Below are 23,320 nucleotides of genomic sequence, written 5' to 3' on the forward strand. Positions count from 1 at the left end.
GGGCCGCGTCGCGCTCGACGTCGAGTGGAACGCCAAGGACGGAAACCTCGACCGGGACATCGGGGCCTACCGCAGCCTGCACGACGCCGGGCTGATCGACGGCGCGGTCCTGCTCACCCGCACCCACGACGACGTCCGGGAGCTCGCCCGCCGGCTCTCCCGCGACGCCGGCCACTCCGACGAGCAGGTCCGGAGCCGGTTCTCGACGTCGACGACGACGCACCTGGGCAAGTTGGAGTCCCGCATGACCCGGGGCGACGCGGGAGGCTGTCCGCTGCTCGCCGTCGCGATCAGCGCGCAGAGCTGGCTCCCCGACGCGGCGTGCGACCGCGTCCTCGCGACGACGCCGGCCGCGGTCCAGCCGGTGCTGGACGGGTGGTCCGGGTGAGCGCCGCGGAGGAGGCCCGCGACACCTTCGGGAGCCCGGCGCCCGTCGGGACCCCGGGACCGTCGGCCCCCCCGGCTACCGTCGCGCCCGTGATCGCGCCCGCTCCCCCTCCCGCGCCCGACGCCGCCCCGCCGCGCCCCGGGAGGGGCAGCGCGCCCCGCGCCGAGCCGCTCCGCGTCGACGTCGCGCCGCTCGAGGCGACGGCGCTGCCGCGGACCGACGGCGGCTGGTCGTGCGTGTACGCCGACCCGCCGTGGCGGTTCACCAACCGCACAGGGAAGGTCGCACCGGAGCACCGCCGGCTCGACCGGTACGACACGATGACCGCCGCGGAGATCGCGTCCCTCCCGGTGGCCGACGTGGCCGCCGACAACGCCCACCTCTACCTCTGGGTGCCCAACGCGCTGCTCCCCGAGGGCCTGGCCGTGATGGCGGGCTGGGGCTTCCGCTACGTCTCCAACCTGGTGTGGGCCAAGCGCCGCAAGGACGGCGGGCCGGACGGCCGAGGTGTCGGGTTCTACTTCCGCAACGTCACCGAGCTGATCCTGTTCGGGGTGCGGGGCTCGATGCGCACGCTCCCACCGGCCCGCCGGCAGGTGAACATGATCGAGACGGTGAAGCGGGAGCACTCGCGCAAGCCGGACGAGGCCTACGAGCTGATCGAGGAGTGCTCGCCGGGGCCCTACCTCGAGATGTTCGCGCGCTATCCCCGCGAGGGCTGGACGGTGTGGGGGGCGGAGTCGGACGAGGACGTGACCCCCCGGGGCCGCCGGTACCCCACCTACGGCGGGCAGGAAGCGGCTCCCCTCGGGCACGCATAGTCACCCCCTGTCGGTGACAGTGACCACGCAGCGTCGTTTCGACGCGAGATCCTGACCGCTTGACTGCTGGATAAACCCAGGTGGTGGCGCTCGCCGACCACTCGCTGTGAGAATGAGGCGCATGGCGAAGACCCCCGATCTGGCGCGCAACCAGCGGGTGACGGGTTCCGAGCGCGAGAAGCTCTCCACGGAGCTGCTGAAGCGCTACCAGCGGGGCCAGAGCATCCGTGAGATCTGCTCCGAGACCGGCTACAGCATCGGCCGCGTCCGGCGACTCCTCGTCGACGCGGGTGTCGAGTTCCGCGGGCGCGGCGGAACACACGGACGGGCGCGCAAGAAGGTCGAGTAGACCGCGCTCGAGCCGGGTCAGTGCCGCAGGCGGGCGAGGACGCCCCGCCCGCGGCGGAGGGCGACGTCGAGGCGCGAGCCCTCGGCGGGAGCCAGACCGAGCTGCCGCGCGACCTGCAACCGGTCGAACACGACGAAGTCCGAGGTGATCCGTCCCTCGTCGACCGTCACGTGGTCGATGCCGTCGAGGTCGAGGTGCGCGCCGGTCGGCGCGATGCCCGCCCAGGCGGCGCCCGTGTGGGTGCCCGTCAGCGTCCAGCGCACGAACACCGTGCCGTCCTGCTCGGCCGCCGCCTGCATCGTGACCGTCAGGTCGGGGACCGCGGCGAACAGCCCGTCCCAGAACCCCAGGATCTCCTCGACGCCGCGGTGGGTGGCGTCGGGCAGCCGCAGCCGCGACGTCGTCGTGAGCACGTCGCGCAGCGGCGCCGCCCGGTGGGTGTTGACGATGTCGAAGACCCAGCGGACGACCTCGATGGGCGACGCGGCGGTCCCGGGCGGTGTGGGAGCGGGCGGGCCGGCGGGCGCGCGGGGCGGCATGGTCGGTGACCCTAGTGGCGTGATCGTCCGACGGCGCGGCCACGCGATCCGCGCAGGTCAGCGCGCCGGATCGGCGGCCACCAGGATCGAGCACTGCCCGAAGACGGCCTCGCGGACTTCGTCGTCGTCACAGTCACGCTGCACCCGGAGCTCCACGGTGCGGTCCCCGGAGACGAGCCGGTCGAAGGCGTCGGCCACCTCGCGCAGGTAGCGCGGTTCGGCCAGCCCGCGCCCGAAGTGGCACATGGCGACCAGCGAGACGTCGGGCTCGAGCTCGGCCAGACGCGCGGTGGAGCGGGCGAAGGCGGGCACGTCGGACTCGGCGAGCTGGGCGTAGATCGGGCCGGTGTTGAGGGTGTCGCCACCGAAGAGCAGGCCGTCGCGGTCGTCGAGGAAGCAGACCGAGTCGGGGCTGTGGCCGGGGGTGTGAAGCACGGTGAGGGTGCGTCCGCCGAGGTCGATGACGTCGCCCTCGTGCAGCGGCACCGGGGTCGGTCCCGGCGGCGGGCCGGGGCGGATCCAGGCGTCGGCGTCGAACCCGGCGGGCAGGGGTCGCGGGTCGGAGTCGTCGGTGAGCAGGTGGAAGAAGCGCCGGTCGAGGTCGCGGTAGGGGCCGGCGGCCTCGAGCATCGATCGCGTGTAGTCCAGGTAGGAGGCGCGCACCGCAGGTGCGGCGCCGGCGGCGAGCAGCGCGACGCCGAGCTCGTGGATCGCGACCGCGTCGAACTCGGCGTTGCCGCCGGTGTGGTCGAAGTGGTGGTGGGTGTTGACGGCCTCCACCGGCATGCCCGCGGCGGCCTCGGCCACCGGCCGGATCGGCTCGATCCCCAGGCCGGTGTCGAGCAGCACCGCGCGGTCGCGCCCGGCGACGAGCCAGCTGTTCACGTGCGTCGGCTCCGCGACCAGCCAGACCCCGGGGGAGACCGGCCGCGTGTGGAACCAGGGCCGGGCCACGGTCACGCCTCGGTGAGGATCCGCGGGCCGTCGGGGGTGATCGCGATGGTGTGCTCGGCGTGGGCGGCGCGGCTGCCGTCGGCGGTGCGCAGCGTCCAGCCGTCGGGGTCGTGGCGGTAGTCGTCGCGGCCGCCGGCGTGCAGCATCGGCTCGATCGCGATGACGAGGCCCGGCCGCAGCTTGAGGCCCTTGCCGGCGCGGCCCTCGTTGGGGACGTGCGGCTGCTCGTGCATCGCCTTCCCGACGCCGTGGCCGCCGTGGTCGGCGAGCATGCCGTAGCCGGCGGGCCGGGCGACCCCGGCGACCGCGGCGCCGATGTCGCCGAGGGAGTTGCCGGCCCGGGCCGCGGCGATGCCGGCGTACAGCGCGCGCTCGGTGGTGTCGATCAGCGCGAGGTCGGCCGGGTCGGCGGACTCGGCGGGGCCGACGACATAGCTGATCGCGGCGTCGCCGCACCAGCCGTCGAGGAACGCGCCGATGTCGATGCTGACGAGGTCGCCCTCGTCGAGGCGGTAGTCGCCGGGGATGGCGTGCACGACGGCGTCGTTGACGCTCGAGCAGATCACGCCCGGGTACGGCGAGGGTGCGAAGTGCGGGTGGTAGTCGAGGAAGGCCGGGACGGCGCCGTGCTCCCGCATGACGTCGTGCGCGGCGGTGTCGAGCTCCTTGAGCGTGACGCCGGGGGCGCTGGCCGCACGGACGGCCTCGAGGCAGCGCGCGACGACCCGGCCGGCCTCGCGCATCGCGTCGATCTCGGCGGGGGTCTTCAGCTCGATGGTCACGTGACGCCTCACCGTCGCGACACTAGCCCGAGCACCGGGCCCGGCGTCGAGGGCGCGTGGAGGTCGTCGAATCACACGGCTGTAGTTCATCCCCACTGTGGACAGGTCCTGTGGACAACCTCCAGCGGCCCTGTGACCCGGATCGTCCCGTGCGGATTCGACGGCGGGGGTATCCGCCCGGGACGTCTGTTCCGGACCACCGAGGAGTACCCCCGTGACCGCAGGCCGCTTCAGCGGAAAGGTCGTCATCGTCACCGGCGGCGGCGCCGGCATCGGCGCCGCGACGGCGCGGCAGCATCGTCAACGTCGGGTCGGTCTCCGGCCTCGGCGGCGACTGGGGCATGGCCGCCTACAACGCCGCCAAGGGCGCCGTGGTGAACCTGACCAACGCCATGGCGCTGGACCACGGCGGCGACGGCGTGCGCGTCAACGCGGTGCGCCCGAGCCTCACGGTCACCGACATGAGCGCGGGCATCCGGGAGGACGAGGACACGGTCGGGAAGTTCCGCGACCGCATCCCCATGGGCCGCCCGGCCGAGCCGGCCGAGGTCGGCGACGTCATCGCGTTCCTGGCCAGCGACGACGCCCGCTTCGTCAACGGCGCGCACCTGCCCGTCGACGGCGGCCTCGGCGCCTCGAGGTGGGCGAAGCCCATGTGAGCACTTTTCGTTGCTATAGCCCCCGAAAGTGCTCACAAGCGCGCAGCGCACCTACAGGAACTCGTACTCCGACGGGTCCAACGCCTTCGTCGCCTTCTCGTACTCGACCATGTAGCCGGGCCAGTTCGTGACGATGCGGCCGGAGTCGTCGCGGTACCAGGAGTCGCAGGCGAGCCACGCCGTCCCGCGGAACCGCTCCTGCACCTCGCGGTCGTACTCCGCCTCGACGTCGGCCCGCACGTCCACCGCGGCCGCCCCGCGCCGGTCGGCCTCCTCCAGCGCCGTCCGCACGTACCGCGCCTGCGCCTCGAGGTAGACGATGATCGAGCCGCCCGAGGTGTTGGTGTTCGGGCCGTAGAGCACGAACAGCGACGGGAACCCGGGCACCGTCATCCCCAGGTGGGCGTGCGGCCCGTCCGACCACGCGTCCCGCAGTGACACGCCCCCGCGTCCGTGGATCTCCATCGGGAACATGAACTGGGTGGTCTTGAACCCGGTGCCCCAGATGATCGTGTCGACGCGGTGCAGCGTCCCGTCGGCGGTCCGGACGCCGTCGGACTCGATCCGCTCGACGGAGTCGGTGACCACCTCGACGTTGTCGCGCTGCAGGGCCGGCAGCCAGTGCGAGCTGAACAGCACCCGCTTGCACCCGAACGTGTAGTCCGGCCAGACCTTGCGGCGCACCTCGGGGTCGCGCAGCTGCCGGCGCATGAACCACCTCGAGCGGAACGAGAGCAGCCACCCGAAGCTGCGCGGGGTGCGGATGGCCAGCGTCAGTGACTCGAGGTAGACGTTCTTGAGACCCCACCGGCGCACCCGCTGCAGGTACGGGACCTTCATCAGCGCCCGCACCACCGTCGGGTAGAGCACGTTCTTGCGAGGCAGGAACCAGTTCCCCGTCCGCTGGAATATCGAGAGCCGCCCGACCACCGGAGCGATCTCCGGCACGAACTGCACCGCGCTCGCCCCCGTGCCGATGACGGCGACGCGTCGGCCGGTCAGGTCGTGGTCGTGGTCCCACTCCGCGGAGTGGAAGGTGTGCCCGGCGAAGTCCTCCCGCCCCGGGATGTTCGGGATCGAGGGCTGCGCCAGCTGCCCGGTGGCGACGACGACGGCGTCCGCGGTCCAGGTCCGTGGCTCGCCCTCGGTCTCGGCCTCGATCCGCCAGAGCCGGGCCTCGTCGTCCCACCGGCACTCGGAGACCCGGCAGTTCGGCACGACCAGCTCGGCCACGCCGTGCTCGGAGGCGACGGTGCGCAGGTAGTCGAGGATCTCCGACTGCGGCGAGCAGAGCCGTGACCAGCTCCGACGCTGGGCGTAGGAGTACGAGTAGAGGTGGCTGGGGACGTCGCACGCCGCGCCCGGGTAGGAGTTCGCGAGCCACGTCCCGCCGATCCCCGAGGACGCGTCGAGGATCGTCACGTCGGTGTAGCCGTGCGCCCGCAGCTCGATGGCCGCCCCGATGCCGCCGAACCCCGCACCGATGATCACCACGCGTCTGGCCACTGGTCGCGCTCCCGTCTCCGCAAGTGTGGTCGCCCGGAACCTAGGGGCATCCTGACCTTGTGGCGCAACGAGTACTGGTCTTCGACGGTGACTGCGGGTTCTGCACGCGCAGCGTCGGCTGGGTGCGGGCGATGGACCGGCGGGGGCAGATCGACGTCCGGCCGTACCAGGAGCCGGGTGCGCCGGAGTCCGTCGGCACGGATGCCGCGACTTGCGCCGAGTCCGTGCAGTGGCGCGGCCCGGACGGTCGCCGGCTCGCGGGGGCGGCCGCGGTCAACGCCGTGCTCGACACCGTGACCGGCACCCCGATCCCCTCGACGCTCTACCGGGCCACGGCGGGGCTGCAGGAGCGGGCGTACCGGTGGGTGGCCGACCACCGCTCGCACTTCCCCGGGATGACGCCGTACTGCCAGTCGCATCCCGGGTCGTGCGCCCGTACGTGAGAGCGGCTCCTCCGGAGACGTCAGGTGTCAGCGGCCGGCGCTGACATGACCTGACCCGCCAGCGACATCAGCGGCGCGTCCCGGTCGCGCGCCGCCACCAGCTGCACCGCCCGCGGCAGCCCTGCCCCGCTGTCGACCGGCAGCGTCACCGCCGGCGCCCCGGTGTGGTTCCACAGCGGGGTGTGCGCGTAGAAGCGGCCCATCGAGGTCAGGGTCGCCACGCCGTTGCGGCGGGTGCCGTGCGCCGGCCCGCCCCACCGGTCGACCCGCGGGGCCGGTCCCCGCATCGTCGGGGTGAGCAGGACGTCGACGCCGAGCTCGTCGAGCACCCGCGCGCCCCACCGCCGCCCGTGCCGCACCGCGGCGCGGGCCGCCGCGGGCGGCACCAGGGAGCCCGCCCGCACGAGGTCGCGCAGCCGGTCCTCGAGCAGCTCGGGGTGGTCGGCCGACGCCGCGGCGTCGTGCAGCCCGCGCAGGATGCGGGTGGTGACGCCGAGCGCGGCAGCCTGGGCACGGTCGGCGCGGATCCGAACGGGCCGGACCCGGTGCCCGAGGTCGGTGAGGCGGTCCGCGACCAGGCGCACGGCGCCGGCGACGTGCTCGTCGAGCGGCAGCGGCGGGGCAAGCGGGAGCGGGTCCAGCGCCACCCCGACCCGCACCCGGCCCGGAGCGGTGCCGAGCGCGGCCCGGAGCGGCTCGGGGAAACGCCCGACCGCGTCGAGGTAGTCCGCGGCGAGGCCGAGGTCGCGGGTCAGGCACCCCTGCGTCGAGAGGCCGCACCAGCCCCCGCTGGAGGGCATCGTGCCCGTCGTCGGCTTGAACCCGGGCAGCCCGCAGCACGCGGCCGGGATGCGGATGGAGCCGGCGCCGTCGCTGGCCGTCGCGATCGGGACGACCTCCGCCGCCACCGCGGCCGCCGACCCGCCCGAGGACCCGCCAGGTGTCCGCCCGAGCGCCAGCGGGTTGCGGGTGATCCCGTACCGGGCCGAGTCGGTGACGCCGAACGCGGCCAGCTCGGGCAGCGTGGTGCGCCCGATCGGCACCATCCCGACCCGGTGCAGGGCGGCGACCAGCTCGCCGTCGGCGGGTGCCGGCGTCGTGAAGGCCCGGCCGCCACAAGCCGTGACGTGCCCGGCGGCGTCGACGTCGTCCTTCACCGCGATCGGGGTTCCGAGCAACGGCGAGTTCTCCCCGGCCGCCCGCCGCCGGTCGGCCTCCCGGGCCGCGGCGAGCGCCGCCTCGTCGTCGATCTCGACGAAGGCGCCCAGCGCCGGCGCCACCTCACGGGCGCGCGCGAGCGCCGCCCGGGTCCGTTCCACCGACGACGCGCGCTCTTCCACGGCGGCGCACGCTAGCGGCACCATCGGCGGTGTGTTCCTGCTCGCCGCCGTCCCGCCGCCGCTGCGGGGTGTGGTGCGCCGGCTGGCGGCCTACGACGAGTCGAGCTCGGTGCCGCTGCGCCGGCGGCAGGCACCGACCTCGACCTGCACGCTCGTCCTCGGGCTCGGCGAGCCGCTGCGCGTCGACGACCGGGCGCTCGGCTCGTTCCTCGGTGGTCTCACCGACGCCGCCGCGCTCACCGAGTTCCGCGGGCACCAGGCCGGGGTGCAGGTCGACCTCGCCCCGCTCGGGCTGCTGCGCCTGCTCGGCGCGCCCGGTGGCGAGGTCACCGGCGCCCCCGTCGTCACCGAGGACCTGGCGTCGCTCTCCCCGGCCGGCCGGACGATCGCCGGGCTCCCCGCCCGGCTCGCGGCGCTCGGGACCTGGTCGGCCCGGCTGGCCCTCGTCACCGACTCCCTGACGACCCTGCTCGCCGACTCCGTCGCCGCACCCGACCCGGAGGTCGCCCACGCCTGGCGTCGTCTCGCCGATGCCCGCGGCCGTGTCCCGGTGCCCACGCTCGCCACCGAGGTCGGCTGGAGCAGGCGGCACCTCACCCGCCGCTTCGCCACCCAGGTCGGGCTCCCCCCGACGACGACGGCCCGCGTCCTGCGCTTCCGCCACGCCGCGGACCTGCTCGTCCCGGGCCCGGGACAGCCCGCCCGCCGCGCCCGACGGATCGCCGACGTCGCCGGGGACTGCGGGTACGCCGACCACGCCCACCTCGACCGCGAGTTCCGCGCCCTGGCCGGCTGCACCCCGCGGGAGTACGTCGCGGGCTGGGCGACGGTGGGCGTCGAGGCGGCGGAGGTCGTGCAGGCCTGAGGACGTGGGGGCCTGAGGACGTGGGGGCCGAGGTCCCCGACGTCCAAGACGCCGACCGGATCCGCGGCCACGATGATCACCATGATCGTGACCACGCTGCGCAGCGACGACGTCCTCGCCCACGCCCGCTACCTGTCCGACGTCCTGGGTCTGCGGCCCGGCCACGTCTCCGAGGGGCACGCCGAGCTCTTCTGGGGCGGCGGCGCGGTCCTGCTCGGCCCCCGACGGCCCGACGACCGCTTCGAGCCCGGCCGAGCGGTCACCTACCTCGTCCTCCACGACCCCGACGCCCACCACGACCGCGTCGTCGCCGGCGGCGGCGAGGTCGTCATGGAGCTCACCGACCAGCCGTACGGTTCGCGCGAGTTCGCCGTGGTCGACGCCGAGGGCAATCTCTGGTCGTTCGGCACCTACCGGCCGGTCCCGCCGTCATCCTGACCGCCCGGCGTCACCACCCGGGCACAGCCGGTACCGAGGCTGGCCAGCTCCGCGCAGCAGCCGTCACGATGGCCGCTCCCACCCGACGCGACTCCACCGAGGAGCCCCCCATGGGCACCACCCTGAACCCCTACCTGCACTTCCCCGACAACGCCCGCGAGGCCCTCGAGTTCTACCGCGACGTCTTCGGCGGCACCCTCAACACCATGACCTTCGGGGACATGGGGACGGAGGGCGCGGACGCCGCGAAGGTCATGCACGGCCAGCTCGAGACGCCCAGCGGGTTCGTCCTCATGGCCTCGGACACGCCGGAGGGGATGACCCCCGCGACGGGCGCCGCCATCTCGGTGAGCCTCTCCGGCGACCAGGCCGCGGAGCTGCGGGGCTACTGGAAGGGACTCTCCGAGAGCGGCACCGTGTCCGTGCCGCTCGAGAAGCAGATGTGGGGCGACGAGTTCGGGATGTGCACCGACCGCTTCGGCATCGAGTGGCTGGTCAACATCGCGGGCTCCGCGGTCTGACGACCGACCCCGGGCTGCTGGTGTTGGCTCGCCCCCGTGACCACGGCGGAGGATTTCACCCGGCAGGGCCCGATCCCGGAGAACCTCGTCGAGGACCTCACCGGCGTGAACGCGTTCGCCGGCGACGCGGTGGCCACGCACGTCGTCGACACCTGGGCGCCGTGGGCGCGCGACCGCGCCGCGGGCCTCGGCGCCCGGGTGTGGGACCCGCGGGTGCTCGAGACCGCGCGGGCGCCGCGCACCTCGCCTTCCGGCTCGCCCGCGCCGAGGACCACCACGACGACGTCTCCGAGGCCCTGGTCAGCTCACGCCCCGGCGATCGTGGCGGACGCGTTCGTCGGCTCCCGCCTGGGCACCGGCTGGGCTACGGCGCCCTGCGCGGGATCGACTTCGCGGCGGTCATCGACTTCGCCCGGCTCGGCTGACCCTCACTCCCAGTGGTGGAAGCCCTGCCCGGACTTCCGCCCGAGCTCCCCGCGCGCGACCTTGTCGCGCAGCAGCTGTGGCGGGGTGAAGCGCTCCCCGAGCTCCTGCGCGAGGTGCTCGGCGATCGCCAGCCGGACGTCGAGCCCGACGATGTCGGTGAGCTCCAGCGGCCCGACCGGCCACCGGTAGCCCAGCTTCATCCCGGTGTCGATGTCCTCGACGCTCGCGACGCCCTCCTCGAGCATCCGGATCGCCTCCAGCCCGACGGCGACGCCGAGGCGTGAGGTGGCGAAGCCCGGGGCGTCGTCGACGACGATCGCGGTCTTGCCGAGGGCCTCGACCCACCCGCGGACCCGCTCGACGAGCTCGTCGGGCACCTCGGGCGGCCGGATCAGTTCGACGAGCCGCTGCGCGGGCACCGGGTTGAAGAAGTGCATGCCCAGCAGCCGCCCGGACGGCAGGTCGCGGCCGATGGCGCCGACCGAGAGCGAGGACGTGTTGGTGGCCAGGACGGCGTCCGGGCACCGCTGCGCCGCCGCCCCGAGGATCTGCTGCTTCAGGTCGACCCGTTCGGGCACCGCCTCGACGACGAGCCGGGTGTCCGGTGGCAGGTGCTCGACACCGGTGACGATCGAGGTGGCCCCGACCAGGCCGTCGACGTCGGTGCCCTCCGGGAGCTTCCCGCGGTCCGCGGCGCCCTGCAGCGACTGCTCGAGGGCCCGGCGCGCGGCCGCGACCCGGTCGTCGTCGCTCTCGACGACGGTCACCGTCGCCCCCGCGGTCAGGAAGACGTGCGCGATGCTGGCGCCCATCGTCCCGCCGCCGACGACGCCCACGTGGGCAGGCAGCTCCATGTGACACACCCTCCCGACTCCCGGACCGCTCGCTCCCGGCCCGGGGCAGGTACCCCGGACGGCCGCGACCCCGCACCGGTTGCGCCTCGGCCGGAGGGCAACTGGATCCTCCGCGCGCCCAGCCTGCGCCGGAAGGCGATCCTGCTGGCCAAGGTGCAGGACGAGGCCGGCCACGGGCTCTACCTCTACTCGGCCACCGAGACCCTGGGCGTCGACCGGTCCGAGCTCACCGAGAAGCTCATCGACTCGCGCCAGAAGTACTCGTCGATCTTCAACTACCCGACGCTGACGTTCGCCGACATCGGCGTCATCGGCTGGCTCGTCGACGGCGCCGCGATCTGCAACCAGGTCCCGCTGTGCCGGTCGAGCTACGGGCCCTATGCCCGGGCCATGGTGCGGATCTGCAAGGAGGAGTCCTTCCACCAGCGCCAGGGCGTCGAGCTGCTCATGACGCTGATGGCGGGCACCGACGCGCAGCGGGGGATGGTGCAGGACGCGGTCGACCGCTGGTGGTGGCCCTCGCTGATGATGTTCGGCCCGGCCGACGGCGACTCCCCCAACACCCAGCAGTCGATGGCGTGGCGGATCAAGCGGCACACCAACGACGAGCTGCGCCAGCGCTACGTCGACATGTCCGTGCCGCAGGCCGAGGCGCTCGGCGTCACCTTCCCCGACCCGGAGCTGCGCTGGAACGCCGAGCGGGGGTCCTACGACTACGGCGAGATCGACTGGGCCGAGTTCACCGCGGTGGTCAAGGGCGCGGGCCCGTGCAACGCCCAGCGCCTGGCCCACCGCCGCGCGGCGCACGAGAACGGGCAGTGGGTCCGTGACGCCGCGAGCGCGTACGCGGCCAAGCAGGCCCGCCGTGAGCAGGAGGCCGCAGCGTGAGCATGTCCGACGACACCACCGCGCACGTCGAGGGCGACCCCGCGGGCGACCTCGGCGCGGGGACCCCGCAGGCCACGTGGCCGCTCTACGAGGTCTTCGTCCGCGGCAAGCGCGGGCTCAACCACGTCCACGTCGGGTCGCTGCACGCCCCCGACGACCGGATGGCCCTGCACAACGCCCGCAACCTCTACACCCGGCGCAACGAGGGCGTGAGCATCTGGGTGGTCCGCGCCGACGCGATCACCGCGTCCAGCCCGGACGAGAAGGACCCGTTCTTCGCGCCGTCGGGCGACAAGGTCTACCGCCACCCGACCTTCTACTCCATCCCCGACTCCGTCCCGCACCTGTAGGAGGCTCGTCATGGGCGCCGACGACGCCACCACTGCCACCACTCAGCCCACCCAGCGGAGCGACGAGGTCGACGACCACGACGCGACCAACGCCTACCAGGCGCTCGCCGAGACGCTGCACGGCGACGAGGACCGCTGGGCCTTCGGCGCCGGTTTCGACGCCGGTTTCGACGCCGGGACGGCCGAGATCGATGCGCCCGCACCCGAGGGCGTCGACCGCGACGACCTCGCCACCTACTGCCTCATGCTCGCCGACGACGCGCTCGTCGCCAGCCAGCGCCTGGGCGAGTGGGCGACCAACGCGCCCGAGCTCGAGGAGGAGGTCGCGCTCGCCAACATCGCGCTCGACCTGCTCGGCCAGGCCCGCGTGCTGCTCGCCCGTGCCGGGCACCTGGGCGCCGCGCAGCGGTTCCGCACGGCATCGCTCGCCGCCGCCCTCCCAGACGAGGACGTCCTCGCCTATTTCCGCGACGAGCGCGGCTTCCGCAACGTCGTCCTCGCCGAGGCCGACCTGGGCGACTTCGGCCGCACCATGGCCTGGGTGCTGGTGTTCTCGTCGTGGCGCCTCGCGCTGATGACCCGGCTCGTCGGCTCCCGCGACCAGGTCGTCGCCGCGGTGGCCGAAAAGGCGGTCAAGGAGCTGGCCTACCAGCGCGAGTACGCCGCGCAGTGGGTCGTGCGCCTCGGCGACGGCACCGAGTATTCCCACGAGCGGATGCAAGCCGGACTCGACGGGGTGTGGCCGTTCGTCGAGGAGCTGTTCATCGCCCACCCTCTGGAGATGCGCCTGGTCGAGGCCGGTGTCGCCGTCGACCCCGCCGAGCTCCGCGGCGAGCTCGACGCCGTGCTCGACCAGGTCCTGCCGCCGGCACAGCTGGCCCGGCCGGAGAAGGCTGCGGTCGGCCTGGTGGCCAGGCGCGGCGGACGCGACGGGGTGCACACCGAGGCGCTGGGCCCGGTGCTCGCCGTCATGCAGTCGCTGGCCCGCGGGCACCCGGAGGCGACGTGGTGACCGCCACCGCCCGCGACGTGCGGGAGGTCGCTGCGCAGGTCACCGACCCCGAGATGCCGATGCTGACCCTCGCCGACCTCGGCGTCCTGCGCTCGGTCGACACCGCCGACGACGGCACCGTGGTCGTCACCATCACCCCGACCTACTCGGGGTGCCCGGCGGTCGAGGAGATGCGCGCGGACCTGCGCCGCAGGCTCCACCACGCCGGCCACGAGCGCGTCGACGTGCGGGTGAGCTTCAGCCCGCCCTGGACCACGGACTTCATCAGTGACGCGGGCCGCCGGAAGCTCGCCGACGCCGGAGTCGCTCCGCCGGGGCACATCGGTCCTCGCGTCGCCGGCCCGGTGCCGCTGAACCTGGAGCCGCCCGCCCGCGTCGTGGCCTGCCCGCAGTGCGGCTCGCGCGACACCGAGGTCGTCTCGCGGTTCGGTCCCACCGCCTGCACGGCCCTGCGCCGCTGCCGCGCGTGCGCCGAACCGTTCGAGCACGTCAAGGAGATCTGATGACTGCCGCTCCGGAGACGGAGATCGCGACACCCCGCGGTGCGGGGTTCCACCTGCTGCGGGTCGCCCACGTCGAACGTCTCTGCGACGACGCCGTCGCGGTCACCTTTGACGTCCCCGACGAGCTCGCCGGCGTCTTCGCCTTCCGCGCGGGCCAGTACCTGACGCTGCGGCTGCACACCGAGGAGGGCGAGGAGCGGCGCTCGTACTCGATCTGCGCCCCCGAGGGCGCCGCACCGCGGATCGGCGTGCGGCGGGTGGACACGGGGCTGTTCTCCGAGTGGCTCGTCGACCGCCTCGCCCCCGGCGACGAGATCGAGGTCGGCCCGCCCGAGGGACGCTTCACCCCCGAGGCGGCCGCCGGGGCCCACCACGCGCTGATCGCCGCGGGCTCGGGCATCACCCCGGTCCTCTCGATCGCCGCGACCGTTCTGGCCGGGCACCCGGACAACCACGTCACCCTGCTCTACGGCAATCGCCGGACCGACACGGTGATGTTCACCGAGGACCTGGCTGACCTGAAGGACCGGTACCGGCACCGGCTCCATCTCGACCACGTGCTCTCGCGCGAGCCGATGGAGGCCGAGATCTTCGGAGGGCGGCTCGACGCGGACAAGCTGCGCACCCTCCTCGGTGCCCTGGTCCCGGTCCCTGACGTCGACCACTGGTGGCTGTGCGGCCCCTTCGGGATGGTCACCGACGCCCAGGAGGTCCTCGGTGAGCTCGATGTGCCGCGCGAGCTCATCCACAAGGAGCTCTTCTACGTCGACGCGCCACCGCCCGAGCCGGCGCGGCACGACGACCAGCAGGACGACGGCGAAGGCGCCTCCGCGACCGTCGTCCTCAACGGCCGCTCGACCACCATGACCCTGCCCCGCGGCGAGTTCGTCCTCGACGCGGCCCAGCGCATCCGCTCGGACCTGCCCTTCGCCTGCAAGGGCGGCGTCTGCGGCACCTGCCGCGCCAAGGTCACCGAGGGCGAGGTCCGCATGGCCCGCAACTTCGCCCTCGAGCAGGACGAGCTCGACGCCGGCTACGTCCTGACCTGCCAGTCCACCCCGGTATCGGACACGCTCGTCGTGGACTACGACAGCTGACCGCCGCCGGCACCGACGCCGACCGATCCACCCCGAAGGAAGTGCCAGGCATGACCGACGTCCTCAGCAGCTACGTCCGCGGCGGGTGGCAGAGGCCGTCCGCCGAGGGCCGGCCCATGTTCGACGCCGTGACCGGCGAGGAGATCGGCCGGCTCGCCACCGACGGCATCGACATGGCCGCCGTGGCCGACCACGGCCGCCGCACCGGCGGCCCGGCGCTGCGGGAGCTCTCCTTCCACCAGCGGGCGTCGCTGCTCAAGGCGCTCGCCGGCCACCTGCGCGAGCACCGCGACGAGCTCTACGAGCTCTCCGCGCGGACCGGTGCCACGCTCGGGGACTCGAAGTTCGACGTCGACGGCGGCATCGGTGTCCTGGCGGCCTACGCCTCGAAGGGCAAGCGGGAGCTCCCCGCCGGCACGGTCCTCCTCGACGGCGACATCGAACCCCTCTCCAAGGGCGGCACCTTCCTCGGCCAGCACGTCCTGACGCCGCTGCACGGGGTCGCGGTGCAGATCAACGCCTACAACTTCCCCTGCTGGGGGCCGCTGGAGAAGCTGGCCCCCGCCTTCCTGGCCGGCGTCCCCACGATCATCAAGCCGGCGACGCCCACCGGGTTCCTCACCGCGAGGCTGGTCGAGCTCATCGTCGCCTCGGGCCTGCTGCCGGAAGGCTCGGTGCAGTTCCTCGCCGGGTCGACCGGCGATCTGTTCGACCACCTCACCGAGCAGGACCTCGTCTCCTTCACCGGCTCGGCCTCCACCGCGCGACAGCTGCGCACCCACCCGGTGCTCTCGGCGCGCGCGGTGCGCTTCACCGCCGAGGCCGACTCGTTGAACTGCTCGATCCTCGGCCCCGATGCCACGGTCGGCACCCCGGAGTTCGACCTCTACGTCAAGGCTTTGACAACCGAGATGACGGTCAAGGCGGGACAGAAGTGCACCGCCATCCGGCGGGCGTTCGTGCCGGCCCAACAGGTCGACGCGGTCATCGACGCGGTCCGTGAGCGGCTCGGACGCGTGATCGTCGGCAACCCGTCGAACCCCGACGTGCGCATGGGCGCGCTGGCCGGCACCGAGCAGCGCGACGAGGTGCGCCGCTCGCTGAAGTCGCTCACCGACGCCGGCCGCGTCGTCTTCGGCGACCCTGACCACGTCGCCGTGGTCGACGCCGACCCAGAGCGGGGCGCCTTCCTGTCCCCGGTGCTGCTCACCGGGGATGCCGACACCGCCGCCTTCCACGAGGTCGAGGCATTCGGCCCCGTCTCCAGCGTGCTGCCCTACACCTCGACCGACCAGGTGATCGAACTGGCGGCGCGCGGACAGGGCTCCCTGGTCGGCTCGATCGTCACCGGCGATCCGGAGTTCGCCCGCGAGGTCGTGCTCGGCGCCGCCCCGTGGCACGGGCGGCTGCTCGTCCTCGACCAGGCCGACGCCAAGGAGTCCACCGGCCACGGCTCCCCGATGCCCCAGCTCGTGCACGGCGGCCCCGGTCGGGCCGGCGGCGGCGAGGAGATGGGCGGCATCCGCGGCGTCGCCCACCACATGCAGCGCACCGCCGTGCAGGGCAGCCCCGAGATGCTCACCGCCATCACCGGGCGCTGGGTGCGCGGCAGCGCCCGCACCACCACCGACGTGCATCCCTTCCGTAAGCACCTCGAGGAGCTGCGCATCGGCGACACCGTCGTCGCCGGGCCCCGCACGGTCAGCCAGGAGGACGTGGAGCACTTCGCCGAGTTCACCGGCGACACCTTCTACGCCCACATGGACGCCGAGGCCGCCGCGGCCAACCCGTTCTTCGGTGAGCGCGTGGCCCACGGATACCTCGTCGTGTCCTTCGCCGCGGGACTGTTCGTCGACCCGGCACCCGGGCCGGTCCTGGCGAACTTCGGCGTCGACAACCTGCGCTTCCTGACACCGGTCAAGTTCGGCGACGAGCTGACGATCACCCTGACCGCCAAGCAGATCACCCCACGCGACACCGCGGACTACGGCGAGGTGCGCTGGGACGCCGACGTCACCAACGCCGCCGGCGACTCCGTCGCGCGCTACGACGTCCTCACCCTCGTCGCCAAGCAGGCATCGTGAGCGTCGTCGACGCGGTGCGGCGGATGTGGGACGACGACGCGGCGTCCCGCAAGCTCGGGATGGAGCTGCACGAGGCCGTGGATGGGCGGGCGCGGCTCACGATGCGGGTCACCTCGGACATGGTCAACGGGCACGGGATGTGCCACGGCGGCTATCTGTTCATGCTCGGCGACTCCGCGTTCGCGTGCGCGTGCAACAGCCCCGGCCCGGTGACCGTGGCCGCCGCGGCCGACATCGTCTTCGTCGCCTCGGCCCGCGAAGGGGACGACCTCGAGGCGATCGCGACCGAACGCACCCGCTACGGCCGCAGCGGCGTCTACGACATCACCGTGGCCCGACCCGCGGACGGCCAGGTCATCGCCGAATTCCGGGGCCGCAGCCGCACGATCGAGCGAGGCTGATCGATGACCAACGCGGACCCGAATCGAAAAAGGCGCCGGACGCCGCTCCGGTGACCGTCGACTACCCGGACACCGGAGTCGCGGTCGTTCGCTTGAGCAGCCCCGACACCCGCAACGCGCTCACCCGCGAGATCAAGACCACGTTGCGGGACGCGCTGGCCGAGGTGGCCGACGACGACGCGGTCCGCGCCGTCGTTCTCACCATGTCCGGCAAGCCTTCACCGTCGGCCAGGATCTGCGCGAGCACGCCGAGGGCCTCAGACGGACCCCGCGACAGCGCTCGACACGCCTTCGCCGGGATAGGACTCGGCGACCAGCTCGACGAGCACGCCACCGCGCTCGCCACCCGCCACGCGGCGGGCCGACCCGAGCGTTCGCCGAGATCAAGAGGGCTGTCGCGCTCGGCGTCGTCGCCCCGATCCCGGACGTCCTCAAGCACGATGCAGCCGCCCAGGCCCGACTCGGGCTGACCGAGGACCACCGCACGGCGGTAGGCAAGCAGCCGGCGCGCCGTCGGCGCGGCGAGGTCGAGAAGCTGCCCAGCGGCGCTCTTCGGGTTCCCGTGCATGCGGGCCTCCACCCGGTGACGAAGAGACGGCACCGGCTCGAGGAGATCGTGCCCGCGGGCCCCAAGGCCGGGCGGGCCAGGCCGAGAAGGTCCGAACACGGCTGCTGGCGGAAGTCGACGCTGGCCGCCAGACGCCGACGTCGGCGACCGTGGCTCAGCTCATGGAGCGCTACCTCGAGGTCATGCACGTCGAGCGCTCCACACGCAGAGTTACGGCGGCCTCGTCCGCAAGCACATCGTTCCGCTTCTCGGAGAGATGCAGGCGGGACGCGTGCGGGGGTGACGATCTCCGTCCAAGTTCCTCAGGTTCGTCGACCGCCCCTCCAGGCGCCCGTGCCACGCACTTGGTCGACTCAGACCTCGACCGTATCCATGAGGCACCGCCTCGCCCCCGGAAAGGTCGAGCGCGGCTTCGCGCGCATCGTCTTCCCCTCCTTGGCGTTCCTTCTCATGCCGGCGTCCGGGCGCCGGCGCGACCGGTTCCCGAGGACCGGTTCACAGCACCGCCCCGATCACGGCGCAGACCAGCAGCCACAGCCCGGCCAGCGCGAGGAGCAGGGCGGCCAGCCGTCGTTCTCCTCGGCCGGGCGCGCAGTGACGGGGCCTTCCCGGCCCGTCCCACAGGCTCACCCGCGCCCGCCACACCAGCGCGATCCACAGGGTCTGCCAGCTCGGAGCCTCGGTCTGGTCCAGCAGCGCTTCCGTGGTGGACCGCTGCTCGGGAAGATCGCCGAGGAGTTCGGGAAGTTCTCCTCGGTACACCGCGGTGTAGACGGCCGCGACTCGGGTCTCGGTCTCCTGGAGATTCAGCCGGCCCTCGCCGAGGGCGTGGTGCAACCGCCGCACCGTGTCCTCGCGCTCGGCGTCCGAGGCGCGGATCGCCTTACCCGTGTCCGCCCGAGTCGCCGTCGTCGGCCGGTCCCCGAGTGCAGCGGCCGGCGAGATGAGCTCGACGGGGGACTGGTCGAGGTCCGCCGTCGCCGCCGCGCGCCGGGCGGCTGCGGAAGCGGGGCGAGGAATGTCGCCGAATCCGCTCACGACCAGGACGTCCGCGGCAGGGCAAGCGCGGGTTGGTCGGCTGCCCAGGCGGCCCGGTGACGTCGGGATCGCGTCGTGCTCATCATGGCGAATCTCCTCTGCGTGATCGCACGTCGAGTTGAGTGCCAGAATCACCTCCGACCGATGTACCGCCGATGAGAATTCGAGCCCGCCACGCGGCAGCGACCGCGACCGGCTTCTCTCACGGTTGCCACATGGGCCACGGCCGACCGTGGCGCCATGACTCCGACGCCCGGCACCGGCGAGGCCCCTTCCGGGGACACCCGGGCCGCATCGGCTGCGGGCGCGACGCCGCGCCGTCGCGGCAGCCTGCGCGTACGGCGTGTGGCGTCCACCGTGGCTCTGCTCGCCGGTCTGGGAGCGACAGGGCTTGCCGGCGGTCACGTGCTGGGTGCGCTCGGCGTGCACGGCGGAGCCGAACACGCTCAGTACGAGCATCACGGTCACGGCGACGACGGTGTCCGCCCTGTCCCGGGGCCGTTCGCCCCACCGCTTCCCGCGCGGTGACCGACGCGGGAGGGCGTTCCCACCCGGGCCCGCCTCCGAGCGCTGCTGGCAAGGACGGCTTCGATGCCTGATCTCCCCGCACTCCGGTCCATCTCCCACCCTCCGGTCGACACGACGCCGCACGGACGGCACAGGGTGGCGTCGCGCCGCCGGCTGCGGGTCGTCATGGTCGTGACCACTCTCGTCGTGGCCGCGGTGCCGGTGGGTGTGTCGATCGGCCAGGCCCTCGGCGGGCCGGGACAGGCCAGCACATCGGTGCGCCTGGTCGAGTGGCTGCGCGACCACGGCGGCGGCGGGGTGGTCAGCCTCGGGGAGAACCTGTGGTACGCCCGCAACCGGCCCAGCTCCGGGGCTCCCGACCCGGCGTCGATCCCGGCGATGCCGGCAACGAGCGCGGCGGCGCCGACGTCCACCACCTCCGGGCCACCTGCGCTTCCCGCTCCGGACCCGGCCCTTCCCTCGGAGGCCCGGTGGGTTCCCTCGACGCAGCGCATCCGCGGGCGCGCCCCGCTCTACAGCGCGTTCTTCCGCCCCCTGCCCGCCTCGAGCGTGGTGGTCGGGGTGGCCTGGGTGGACCAGTCGTTGACCCGCACCCGCCTCATCGCCGGAACCCAGGACCCGGTGCGCTCACTCGAAGGCACCAGCCCTGACGGCGCAGCTGGTCAGGTCCCGACCTCAGCGCGGCCTGGCCTGCTGGCCACGTTCAACTCCGGCTTCAAGCTCAAGGACGCCCGGGGCGGCTACTACGCCGCCGGGCGCGAGGTCGTGCCGCTACGCGCCGGTGGGGCATCCCTGGTCGTCGACGACACCTGCCGGGTCGATATCGGCGCCTGGGGCCGCGACGTCGGTCCGACGCCGAGGATGGCTGCGGTGCGCCAGAACCTCGACCTCCTCGTCGACCACGGCGTGCCGGTCCCCGGGCTCGACGCGAACAGCGCCGATGCCTGGGGGAGCAGCAACAACCAGTTCCAGTACACGTGGCGGTCCGGACTCGGCGTCGATCCCCGCGGAGATCTGCTCTACGTCGCCGCCGATCACATCAGTCTCGCCGACCTGGCCCACTGCCTGAGCGCGGCCGGCGCGGTACGCGGGATGGAGCTCGACATCCATCCGCAGATGGTCACCTTCCTGACCTATCGCCCCGGCCAGGCCCGCGACGACGGATCGGGCAGCCGGTTGCTGCCCGCGATGCGGCCGCCGACGAACCGCTATCTCGTCCCCTCCCAGCGCGACTTCCTCGCCGTCACACTCCGATGACTGCCTCATTCCCGATCGAGCCGGACGACGCCCGCGCGTGCCGGGTCCGCCCGCAGCAGCCACCCGTGCCGGCGAACGGGCGGATCGTGATCATCTCCGCATCGGTGGGCGCCGGGCACGACGGCCCGGCCGACGAGCTCGGCCGGCGTCTCCACGCGCGAGGCTGGTGGGTCGACCGCATCGACGGGCTGCGGATCCCGCCCGCCCGTCTCGGGCCGGCGCTGCGCGGCCTCTACGTGTCGGGGATGCGCCGCACGCCGATGTTCTGGGGCCGGCTCCTGGACTCGTGTGCCGACGGTGTCGGCGCCGCGGCCGCCTCGATGGCCCTTGATCGGCTCACCGATCGCACCGCAGAGCTGATCGGCGATCCGCCGCACGCGGTGGTGTCGACCTATCCACTGGTCAGCCAGCTGCTCGGCCGACTGCGTCGGAGCGGAGCGCTCCTGGCCTCGGTGATCAGCTATCTCACCGATCCCGCGGTGCACCCGCTCTGGTGGCACCCCGGCGTCGACCTGGTCCTCGCTCCGAGCCCCGTGATGACCGACCAGGCCCTGCGGCTCGCCCGCTCGTCACCCCGTCATACCGGGATCGTCGAGACCGATCCCGCGCTGCCGCTCGCGCTGTGCGCGGGGAGCTCCGGCCACGATGTCGCCACCACGCGGGCCGAGCTCGGTGTCCCTCCCGGGCGGATGCTCGCCCTGGTCACCGCCGGCTCGGCCGGCACGGGCCGGGTCCACGAGACCGCAGCGGACCTGGCCGACCTCGGTGCCTGGCCGCTGGTGCTCTGCGCCCGCAACGACCGCCTCCGGCGCAGGGTCGAGGCCCTGGGCGTCGGGCGGGCCCTCGGATGGGTCGAGGACGTCCCCCGCCTGCTCGCTGTCGCCGACGTCGTCATCCACAACGCCGGCGGACTCGCCTGCTGGGAGGCCCTCGCCGCCGGACGGCCCGTCGTGAGCTACCGAGTCCTGCCCGGGCACGGCGAGGCCAATGCATCGGTGCTGGACGCGTCCGGGATCGTGCCCTGGGCCCGGACCCGCAACGAGCTCGGTGCGCTGCTCGCCCAGCACCACCAGCCCGTAAACCGCCTGCCCCGACCGGACCCCGCGCAGGTCATCCACGACACCGCCGTCGCCCACCTCGACCGATCCCACCCAGGGCACCCGGTCGGGCCGGTCCGTCACGGGAATCCCGCGCACTCCCCCTGACGACCCGGACCCGGGGGCGTCACGGTCGCCTGGGCCGGGCCGCCTCCCTGGCACAGCAGCTCAGGGCTGGGCCCGGGAGGCGGGTGGCGGAACGGTCGGGGGCCGTCTCGCCGGCACCCCGGTCGGGTCACCGGGTCGGTCGAGCGGGCTGACCGGGGATCAGCCCTGACCGGGCGCGTCGGGCGTGTCGCCCGGCTCCGGGGTGTCCGCGCCCTGCGCGGGCGGGGTGTCGGGCGTGTCGCCCGGCTCCGGGGTGTCGACCGCCGGGGCGGGCGCCGATGTGGGCACGGTCGCGGGAACGGTGGTGGGCGTCGGGGTCGCTGCCAGGGCGATCCCCGTCCCGCTCGCCGCCACCAGCGCGACCGCGGCCCCGGTGACGAGCAGCTGTCTGGTCTTCATGGGAGCGCTCCTCTCGTGGTCCGAGGTTCGGACCCACCCCAGCGTGGCGGCCGGGCGATGAGACATCGATGTGTCGACCCTGAAGCGAGGGGCCTGCTCAGCTGGGGTCCGCGGTGTCCCCACCGCGTCGGCCGCCCGTCGCGGTCGCCGCCCGGAGGGGCGTCGCGGCCACATCGTCGTCGTTCGCCGCGGACTCGAGCGACACCGGCAGCTCGATCTCCACGACCGCGCCGCCCTCCGTTCGGTTTGAGGCCCGCACCAGACCGTGGTGGGCGCGGGCGATGGTCTCCACGATGGCCAGGCCGAGACCGCTGCCCCCTTCGCTGCGGGCGCGTGCCGTGTCGGCCCGGCGGAACCGCTCGAAGGCGTGCGGCAGGAACTCCGTCGGGAAGCCGGGCCCGTCGTCGGCCACCGAGAGCACCACACGACCTTCCTGCCGCGTCACGGTCAGGGTGACCACGGCGTGCTCGGGGCTGTGGCGGACCGCGTTGGCGAGCAGGTTGTCCAGCGCCTGGCGCAGCCGGTCGGGGTCTGCGTGCACCTCGAGGTGGGGTGAGGCCTCCACGACCACATCGACGTCACGCAGGTCGCCCACTGCGGAGGCCGCTCGCGCGGCGGAGGCGGTCACCTCGGCGAGGTCGGTCGGCCGCACGCGGAGGAACCCGTCGGACCCGTCGGCGCGGGCGAGGGTGAGCAGATCCTCGGCGAGCCGGATGAGCCGGTCGGTCTCGCCGGCCGCGGAGGTCACCGCGTCGACGAGCTCGGCGTGGTCGCGCCCGGGCCGCCCGGCCAGCTCGAGCTCCGCGCGCAGGGTCGCCAGTGGGGTGCGCAGTTCGTGGCCGGCGTCGGCGACGAATCCGCGCTCGCGCTCGAGCGCCTGACGTTCCTGGGCGAGGGCGTGGCGCTGCCGGTCGAGCAGCTCGTTCAGGGTCGCGGCGAGGGAGGCGATCTCGTCGCGGGTGTGCGGCACGGCCAGGTGGGTGCCGTCGTCGTGCCGGGCCAGGTCGGCGCTCTGGCGGCGCATCCGCTCCACCGGGCGCAGCGCGGCGCCCGAGAGCCACCAGGCGCCGAGTCCGGCGGCGATCGCCGCGATGGGGCCGAGGAC

At 73.7% G+C, this 23,320-nt stretch carries 26 protein-coding genes and 2 pseudogenes; 19 read left to right on the top strand and 9 right to left on the bottom strand.

Going from position 1 to position 23,320, the window contains the following annotated elements:
- From VGH76_RS10260 to VGH76_RS10270, 3 genes are all read left to right on the top strand, one after another.
- Nucleotides 1-388: BglII/BstYI family type II restriction endonuclease (locus VGH76_RS10260; RefSeq protein ID WP_331556573.1), on the top strand; the 388-nt coding region annotated here is incomplete at its 5' end.
- A gap of 89 nt (nt 389-477) precedes the next feature.
- Nucleotides 478-1,209, top strand: coding sequence for an MT-A70 family methyltransferase (locus VGH76_RS10265; protein ID WP_331556574.1), 732 nt, complete (start codon nt 478-480; stop codon nt 1,207-1,209).
- Between the two features lie 121 nt (nt 1,210-1,330).
- Nucleotides 1,331-1,558 carry a helix-turn-helix domain-containing protein gene (locus VGH76_RS10270; RefSeq protein WP_331556575.1) on the top strand — a complete coding sequence of 76 codons (228 nt, stop codon included), beginning with the start codon at nt 1,331-1,333 and terminating at the stop codon, nt 1,556-1,558.
- Nucleotides 1,559-1,575: 17 nt separating this feature from the next.
- Here the strand turns inward: VGH76_RS10270 and VGH76_RS10275 are convergent, their stop codons facing one another.
- Genes VGH76_RS10275 through map form a run of 3 tightly spaced genes read right to left on the bottom strand, consistent with a single transcriptional unit; the run spans nt 1,576 to nt 3,833 of the window.
- On the bottom strand, nt 1,576-2,097 hold the full coding sequence (locus VGH76_RS10275; RefSeq protein ID WP_331556576.1) for an ester cyclase: 522 nt from the start codon (nt 2,095-2,097) through the stop codon (nt 1,576-1,578).
- A gap of 57 nt (nt 2,098-2,154) precedes the next feature.
- Nucleotides 2,155-3,057 (bottom strand): MBL fold metallo-hydrolase, encoded by a 903-nt coding sequence (locus tag VGH76_RS10280; RefSeq protein WP_331556577.1) that lies wholly within the window; start codon nt 3,055-3,057, stop codon nt 2,155-2,157.
- The gene (gene map, locus VGH76_RS10285) at nt 3,054-3,833 is read right to left on the bottom strand and encodes a type I methionyl aminopeptidase (RefSeq protein ID WP_331556578.1); all 780 of its coding nucleotides are present in this window, start codon (nt 3,831-3,833) and stop codon (nt 3,054-3,056) included. Before map ends, VGH76_RS10280 begins: the two co-directional genes overlap by 4 nt.
- A 269-nt stretch (nt 3,834-4,102) precedes the next feature.
- Between map and VGH76_RS10290 the strand changes: the two are divergent.
- Nucleotides 4,103-4,492 (top strand): annotated as a pseudogene (locus VGH76_RS10290) (SDR family NAD(P)-dependent oxidoreductase); the annotation flags it as partial.
- A 51-nt stretch (nt 4,493-4,543) separates the two neighbouring features.
- Here the strand turns inward: VGH76_RS10290 and VGH76_RS10295 are convergent.
- Complete coding sequence (locus VGH76_RS10295) at nt 4,544-5,998, bottom strand: NAD(P)/FAD-dependent oxidoreductase (RefSeq protein WP_331556579.1); 1,455 nt, start codon at nt 5,996-5,998, stop codon at nt 4,544-4,546.
- A gap of 59 nt (nt 5,999-6,057) precedes the next feature.
- Here VGH76_RS10295 and VGH76_RS10300 point away from each other — a divergent pair, with 59 nt between their 5' ends.
- On the top strand, nt 6,058-6,441 hold the full coding sequence (locus VGH76_RS10300; RefSeq protein WP_331556580.1) for a DUF393 domain-containing protein: 384 nt from the start codon (nt 6,058-6,060) through the stop codon (nt 6,439-6,441).
- A gap of 20 nt (nt 6,442-6,461) precedes the next feature.
- Here VGH76_RS10300 and VGH76_RS10305 read toward each other — a convergent pair whose 3' ends face one another.
- A complete protein-coding gene (locus VGH76_RS10305; RefSeq protein ID WP_331556581.1) occupies nt 6,462-7,781 on the bottom strand; it encodes an amidase family protein in 1,320 nt (439 codons plus the stop codon).
- A 31-nt stretch (nt 7,782-7,812) separates the two neighbouring features.
- Here VGH76_RS10305 and VGH76_RS10310 point away from each other — a divergent pair, with 31 nt between their 5' ends.
- From VGH76_RS10310 to VGH76_RS10325, 4 genes are all read left to right on the top strand, one after another.
- Nucleotides 7,813-8,646 (top strand): AraC family transcriptional regulator, encoded by an 834-nt coding sequence (locus VGH76_RS10310; protein ID WP_331556582.1) that lies wholly within the window; start codon nt 7,813-7,815, stop codon nt 8,644-8,646.
- 81 nt (nt 8,647-8,727) lie between these two features.
- On the top strand, nt 8,728-9,084 hold the full coding sequence (locus VGH76_RS10315) for a VOC family protein (protein ID WP_331556583.1): 357 nt from the start codon (nt 8,728-8,730) through the stop codon (nt 9,082-9,084).
- Nucleotides 9,085-9,194: 110 nt separating this feature from the next.
- Complete coding sequence (locus VGH76_RS10320; protein ID WP_331556584.1) at nt 9,195-9,605, top strand: VOC family protein; 411 nt, start codon at nt 9,195-9,197, stop codon at nt 9,603-9,605.
- A 200-nt stretch (nt 9,606-9,805) separates the two neighbouring features.
- On the top strand, nt 9,806-10,030 hold the full coding sequence (locus VGH76_RS10325; protein WP_331556585.1) for a hypothetical protein: 225 nt from the start codon (nt 9,806-9,808) through the stop codon (nt 10,028-10,030).
- Between the two features lie 3 nt (nt 10,031-10,033).
- Here VGH76_RS10325 and VGH76_RS10330 read toward each other — a convergent pair whose 3' ends face one another.
- Complete coding sequence (locus VGH76_RS10330) at nt 10,034-10,885, bottom strand: 3-hydroxyacyl-CoA dehydrogenase family protein (RefSeq protein ID WP_331556586.1); 852 nt, start codon at nt 10,883-10,885, stop codon at nt 10,034-10,036.
- A 78-nt stretch (nt 10,886-10,963) separates the two neighbouring features.
- Here VGH76_RS10330 and paaA point away from each other — a divergent pair.
- The 8 genes and pseudogenes from paaA to VGH76_RS10370 all read left to right on the top strand — a co-directional run.
- Nucleotides 10,964-11,773, top strand: a pseudogene (gene paaA / locus VGH76_RS10335) (1,2-phenylacetyl-CoA epoxidase subunit PaaA); the annotation flags it as partial.
- The gene (paaB, locus tag VGH76_RS10340; RefSeq protein ID WP_414637704.1) at nt 11,770-12,123 is read left to right on the top strand and encodes a 1,2-phenylacetyl-CoA epoxidase subunit PaaB; all 354 of its coding nucleotides are present in this window, start codon (nt 11,770-11,772) and stop codon (nt 12,121-12,123) included. The pseudogene paaA and the gene paaB, both read left to right, overlap by 4 nt.
- A gap of 10 nt (nt 12,124-12,133) precedes the next feature.
- Nucleotides 12,134-13,135, top strand: a complete 1,002-nt coding sequence (gene paaC / locus VGH76_RS10345; RefSeq protein ID WP_331556587.1) for a 1,2-phenylacetyl-CoA epoxidase subunit PaaC — start codon at nt 12,134-12,136, stop codon at nt 13,133-13,135.
- The gene (gene paaD, locus VGH76_RS10350) at nt 13,129-13,638 is read left to right on the top strand and encodes a 1,2-phenylacetyl-CoA epoxidase subunit PaaD (protein WP_331556588.1); all 510 of its coding nucleotides are present in this window, start codon (nt 13,129-13,131) and stop codon (nt 13,636-13,638) included. Before paaC ends, paaD begins: the two co-directional genes overlap by 7 nt.
- The gene (gene paaE / locus VGH76_RS10355) at nt 13,638-14,735 is read left to right on the top strand and encodes a 1,2-phenylacetyl-CoA epoxidase subunit PaaE (protein WP_331556589.1); all 1,098 of its coding nucleotides are present in this window, start codon (nt 13,638-13,640) and stop codon (nt 14,733-14,735) included. Before paaD ends, paaE begins: the two co-directional genes overlap by 1 nt.
- Before the next feature lie 50 nt (nt 14,736-14,785).
- Nucleotides 14,786-16,819 carry a phenylacetic acid degradation bifunctional protein PaaZ gene (gene paaZ, locus VGH76_RS10360; RefSeq protein ID WP_331556590.1) on the top strand — a complete coding sequence of 678 codons (2,034 nt, stop codon included), beginning with the start codon at nt 14,786-14,788 and terminating at the stop codon, nt 16,817-16,819.
- Between the two features lie 23 nt (nt 16,820-16,842).
- A complete protein-coding gene (paaI, locus tag VGH76_RS10365; RefSeq protein ID WP_331556597.1) occupies nt 16,843-17,220 on the top strand; it encodes a hydroxyphenylacetyl-CoA thioesterase PaaI in 378 nt (125 codons plus the stop codon).
- Between the two features lie 50 nt (nt 17,221-17,270).
- Nucleotides 17,271-17,690, top strand: coding sequence for an enoyl-CoA hydratase/isomerase family protein (locus VGH76_RS10370; protein ID WP_331556591.1), 420 nt, complete (start codon nt 17,271-17,273; stop codon nt 17,688-17,690).
- Nucleotides 17,691-18,283: 593 nt separating this feature from the next.
- Here the strand turns inward: VGH76_RS10370 and VGH76_RS10375 are convergent.
- Nucleotides 18,284-19,285, bottom strand: coding sequence for a DUF1707 domain-containing protein (locus VGH76_RS10375; protein ID WP_331556598.1), 1,002 nt, complete (start codon nt 19,283-19,285; stop codon nt 18,284-18,286).
- 204 nt (nt 19,286-19,489) lie between these two features.
- Between VGH76_RS10375 and VGH76_RS10380 the strand changes: the two genes are divergently transcribed.
- Nucleotides 19,490-20,611 carry a hypothetical protein gene (locus VGH76_RS10380; RefSeq protein WP_331556592.1) on the top strand — a complete coding sequence of 374 codons (1,122 nt, stop codon included), beginning with the start codon at nt 19,490-19,492 and terminating at the stop codon, nt 20,609-20,611.
- On the top strand, nt 20,608-21,816 hold the full coding sequence (locus VGH76_RS10385) for an MGDG synthase family glycosyltransferase (protein WP_331556593.1): 1,209 nt from the start codon (nt 20,608-20,610) through the stop codon (nt 21,814-21,816). The genes VGH76_RS10380 and VGH76_RS10385 overlap by 4 nt, the downstream gene beginning before the upstream one ends.
- Before the next feature lie 159 nt (nt 21,817-21,975).
- Here the strand turns inward: VGH76_RS10385 and VGH76_RS10390 are convergent, their stop codons facing one another.
- Together VGH76_RS10390 and VGH76_RS10395 are read right to left on the bottom strand one after the other, a co-directional pair.
- Complete coding sequence (locus tag VGH76_RS10390; protein WP_331556594.1) at nt 21,976-22,215, bottom strand: hypothetical protein; 240 nt, start codon at nt 22,213-22,215, stop codon at nt 21,976-21,978.
- 97 nt (nt 22,216-22,312) lie between these two features.
- On the bottom strand, nt 22,313-23,320 hold a 1,008-nt coding region (locus VGH76_RS10395; protein ID WP_331556595.1), incomplete at its 5' end, for a HAMP domain-containing sensor histidine kinase.

Source organism: Actinomycetospora sp. (genome assembly GCF_036497585.1).
Classification (GTDB): Bacteria; Actinomycetota; Actinomycetes; order Mycobacteriales; family Pseudonocardiaceae; genus Actinomycetospora.

Coding starts and splice junctions, on each gene's coding strand:
- VGH76_RS10320 (WP_331556584.1), top strand. CDS start 9,195: ATGGGCACCACCCTGAACCCCTACCTGCACTTCCCCGACAACGCCCGC.
- paaI (WP_331556597.1), top strand. CDS start 16,843: ATGTGGGACGACGACGCGGCGTCCCGCAAGCTCGGGATGGAGCTGCAC.
- VGH76_RS10315 (WP_331556583.1), top strand. CDS start 8,728: ATGATCGTGACCACGCTGCGCAGCGACGACGTCCTCGCCCACGCCCGC.
- paaC (WP_331556587.1), top strand. CDS start 12,134: ATGGGCGCCGACGACGCCACCACTGCCACCACTCAGCCCACCCAGCGG.
- paaZ (WP_331556590.1), top strand. CDS start 14,786: ATGACCGACGTCCTCAGCAGCTACGTCCGCGGCGGGTGGCAGAGGCCG.
- VGH76_RS10390 (WP_331556594.1), bottom strand. CDS start 22,215: ATGAAGACCAGACAGCTGCTCGTCACCGGGGCCGCGGTCGCGCTGGTG.
- VGH76_RS10275 (WP_331556576.1), bottom strand. CDS start 2,097: ATGCCGCCCCGCGCGCCCGCCGGCCCGCCCGCTCCCACACCGCCCGGG.
- VGH76_RS10270 (WP_331556575.1), top strand. CDS start 1,331: ATGGCGAAGACCCCCGATCTGGCGCGCAACCAGCGGGTGACGGGTTCC.
- VGH76_RS10375 (WP_331556598.1), bottom strand. CDS start 19,285: ATGCTCGTACTGAGCGTGTTCGGCTCCGCCGTGCACGCCGAGCGCACC.
- VGH76_RS10330 (WP_331556586.1), bottom strand. CDS start 10,885: ATGGAGCTGCCTGCCCACGTGGGCGTCGTCGGCGGCGGGACGATGGGC.
- paaE (WP_331556589.1), top strand. CDS start 13,638: ATGACTGCCGCTCCGGAGACGGAGATCGCGACACCCCGCGGTGCGGGG.
- VGH76_RS10385 (WP_331556593.1), top strand. CDS start 20,608: ATGACTGCCTCATTCCCGATCGAGCCGGACGACGCCCGCGCGTGCCGG.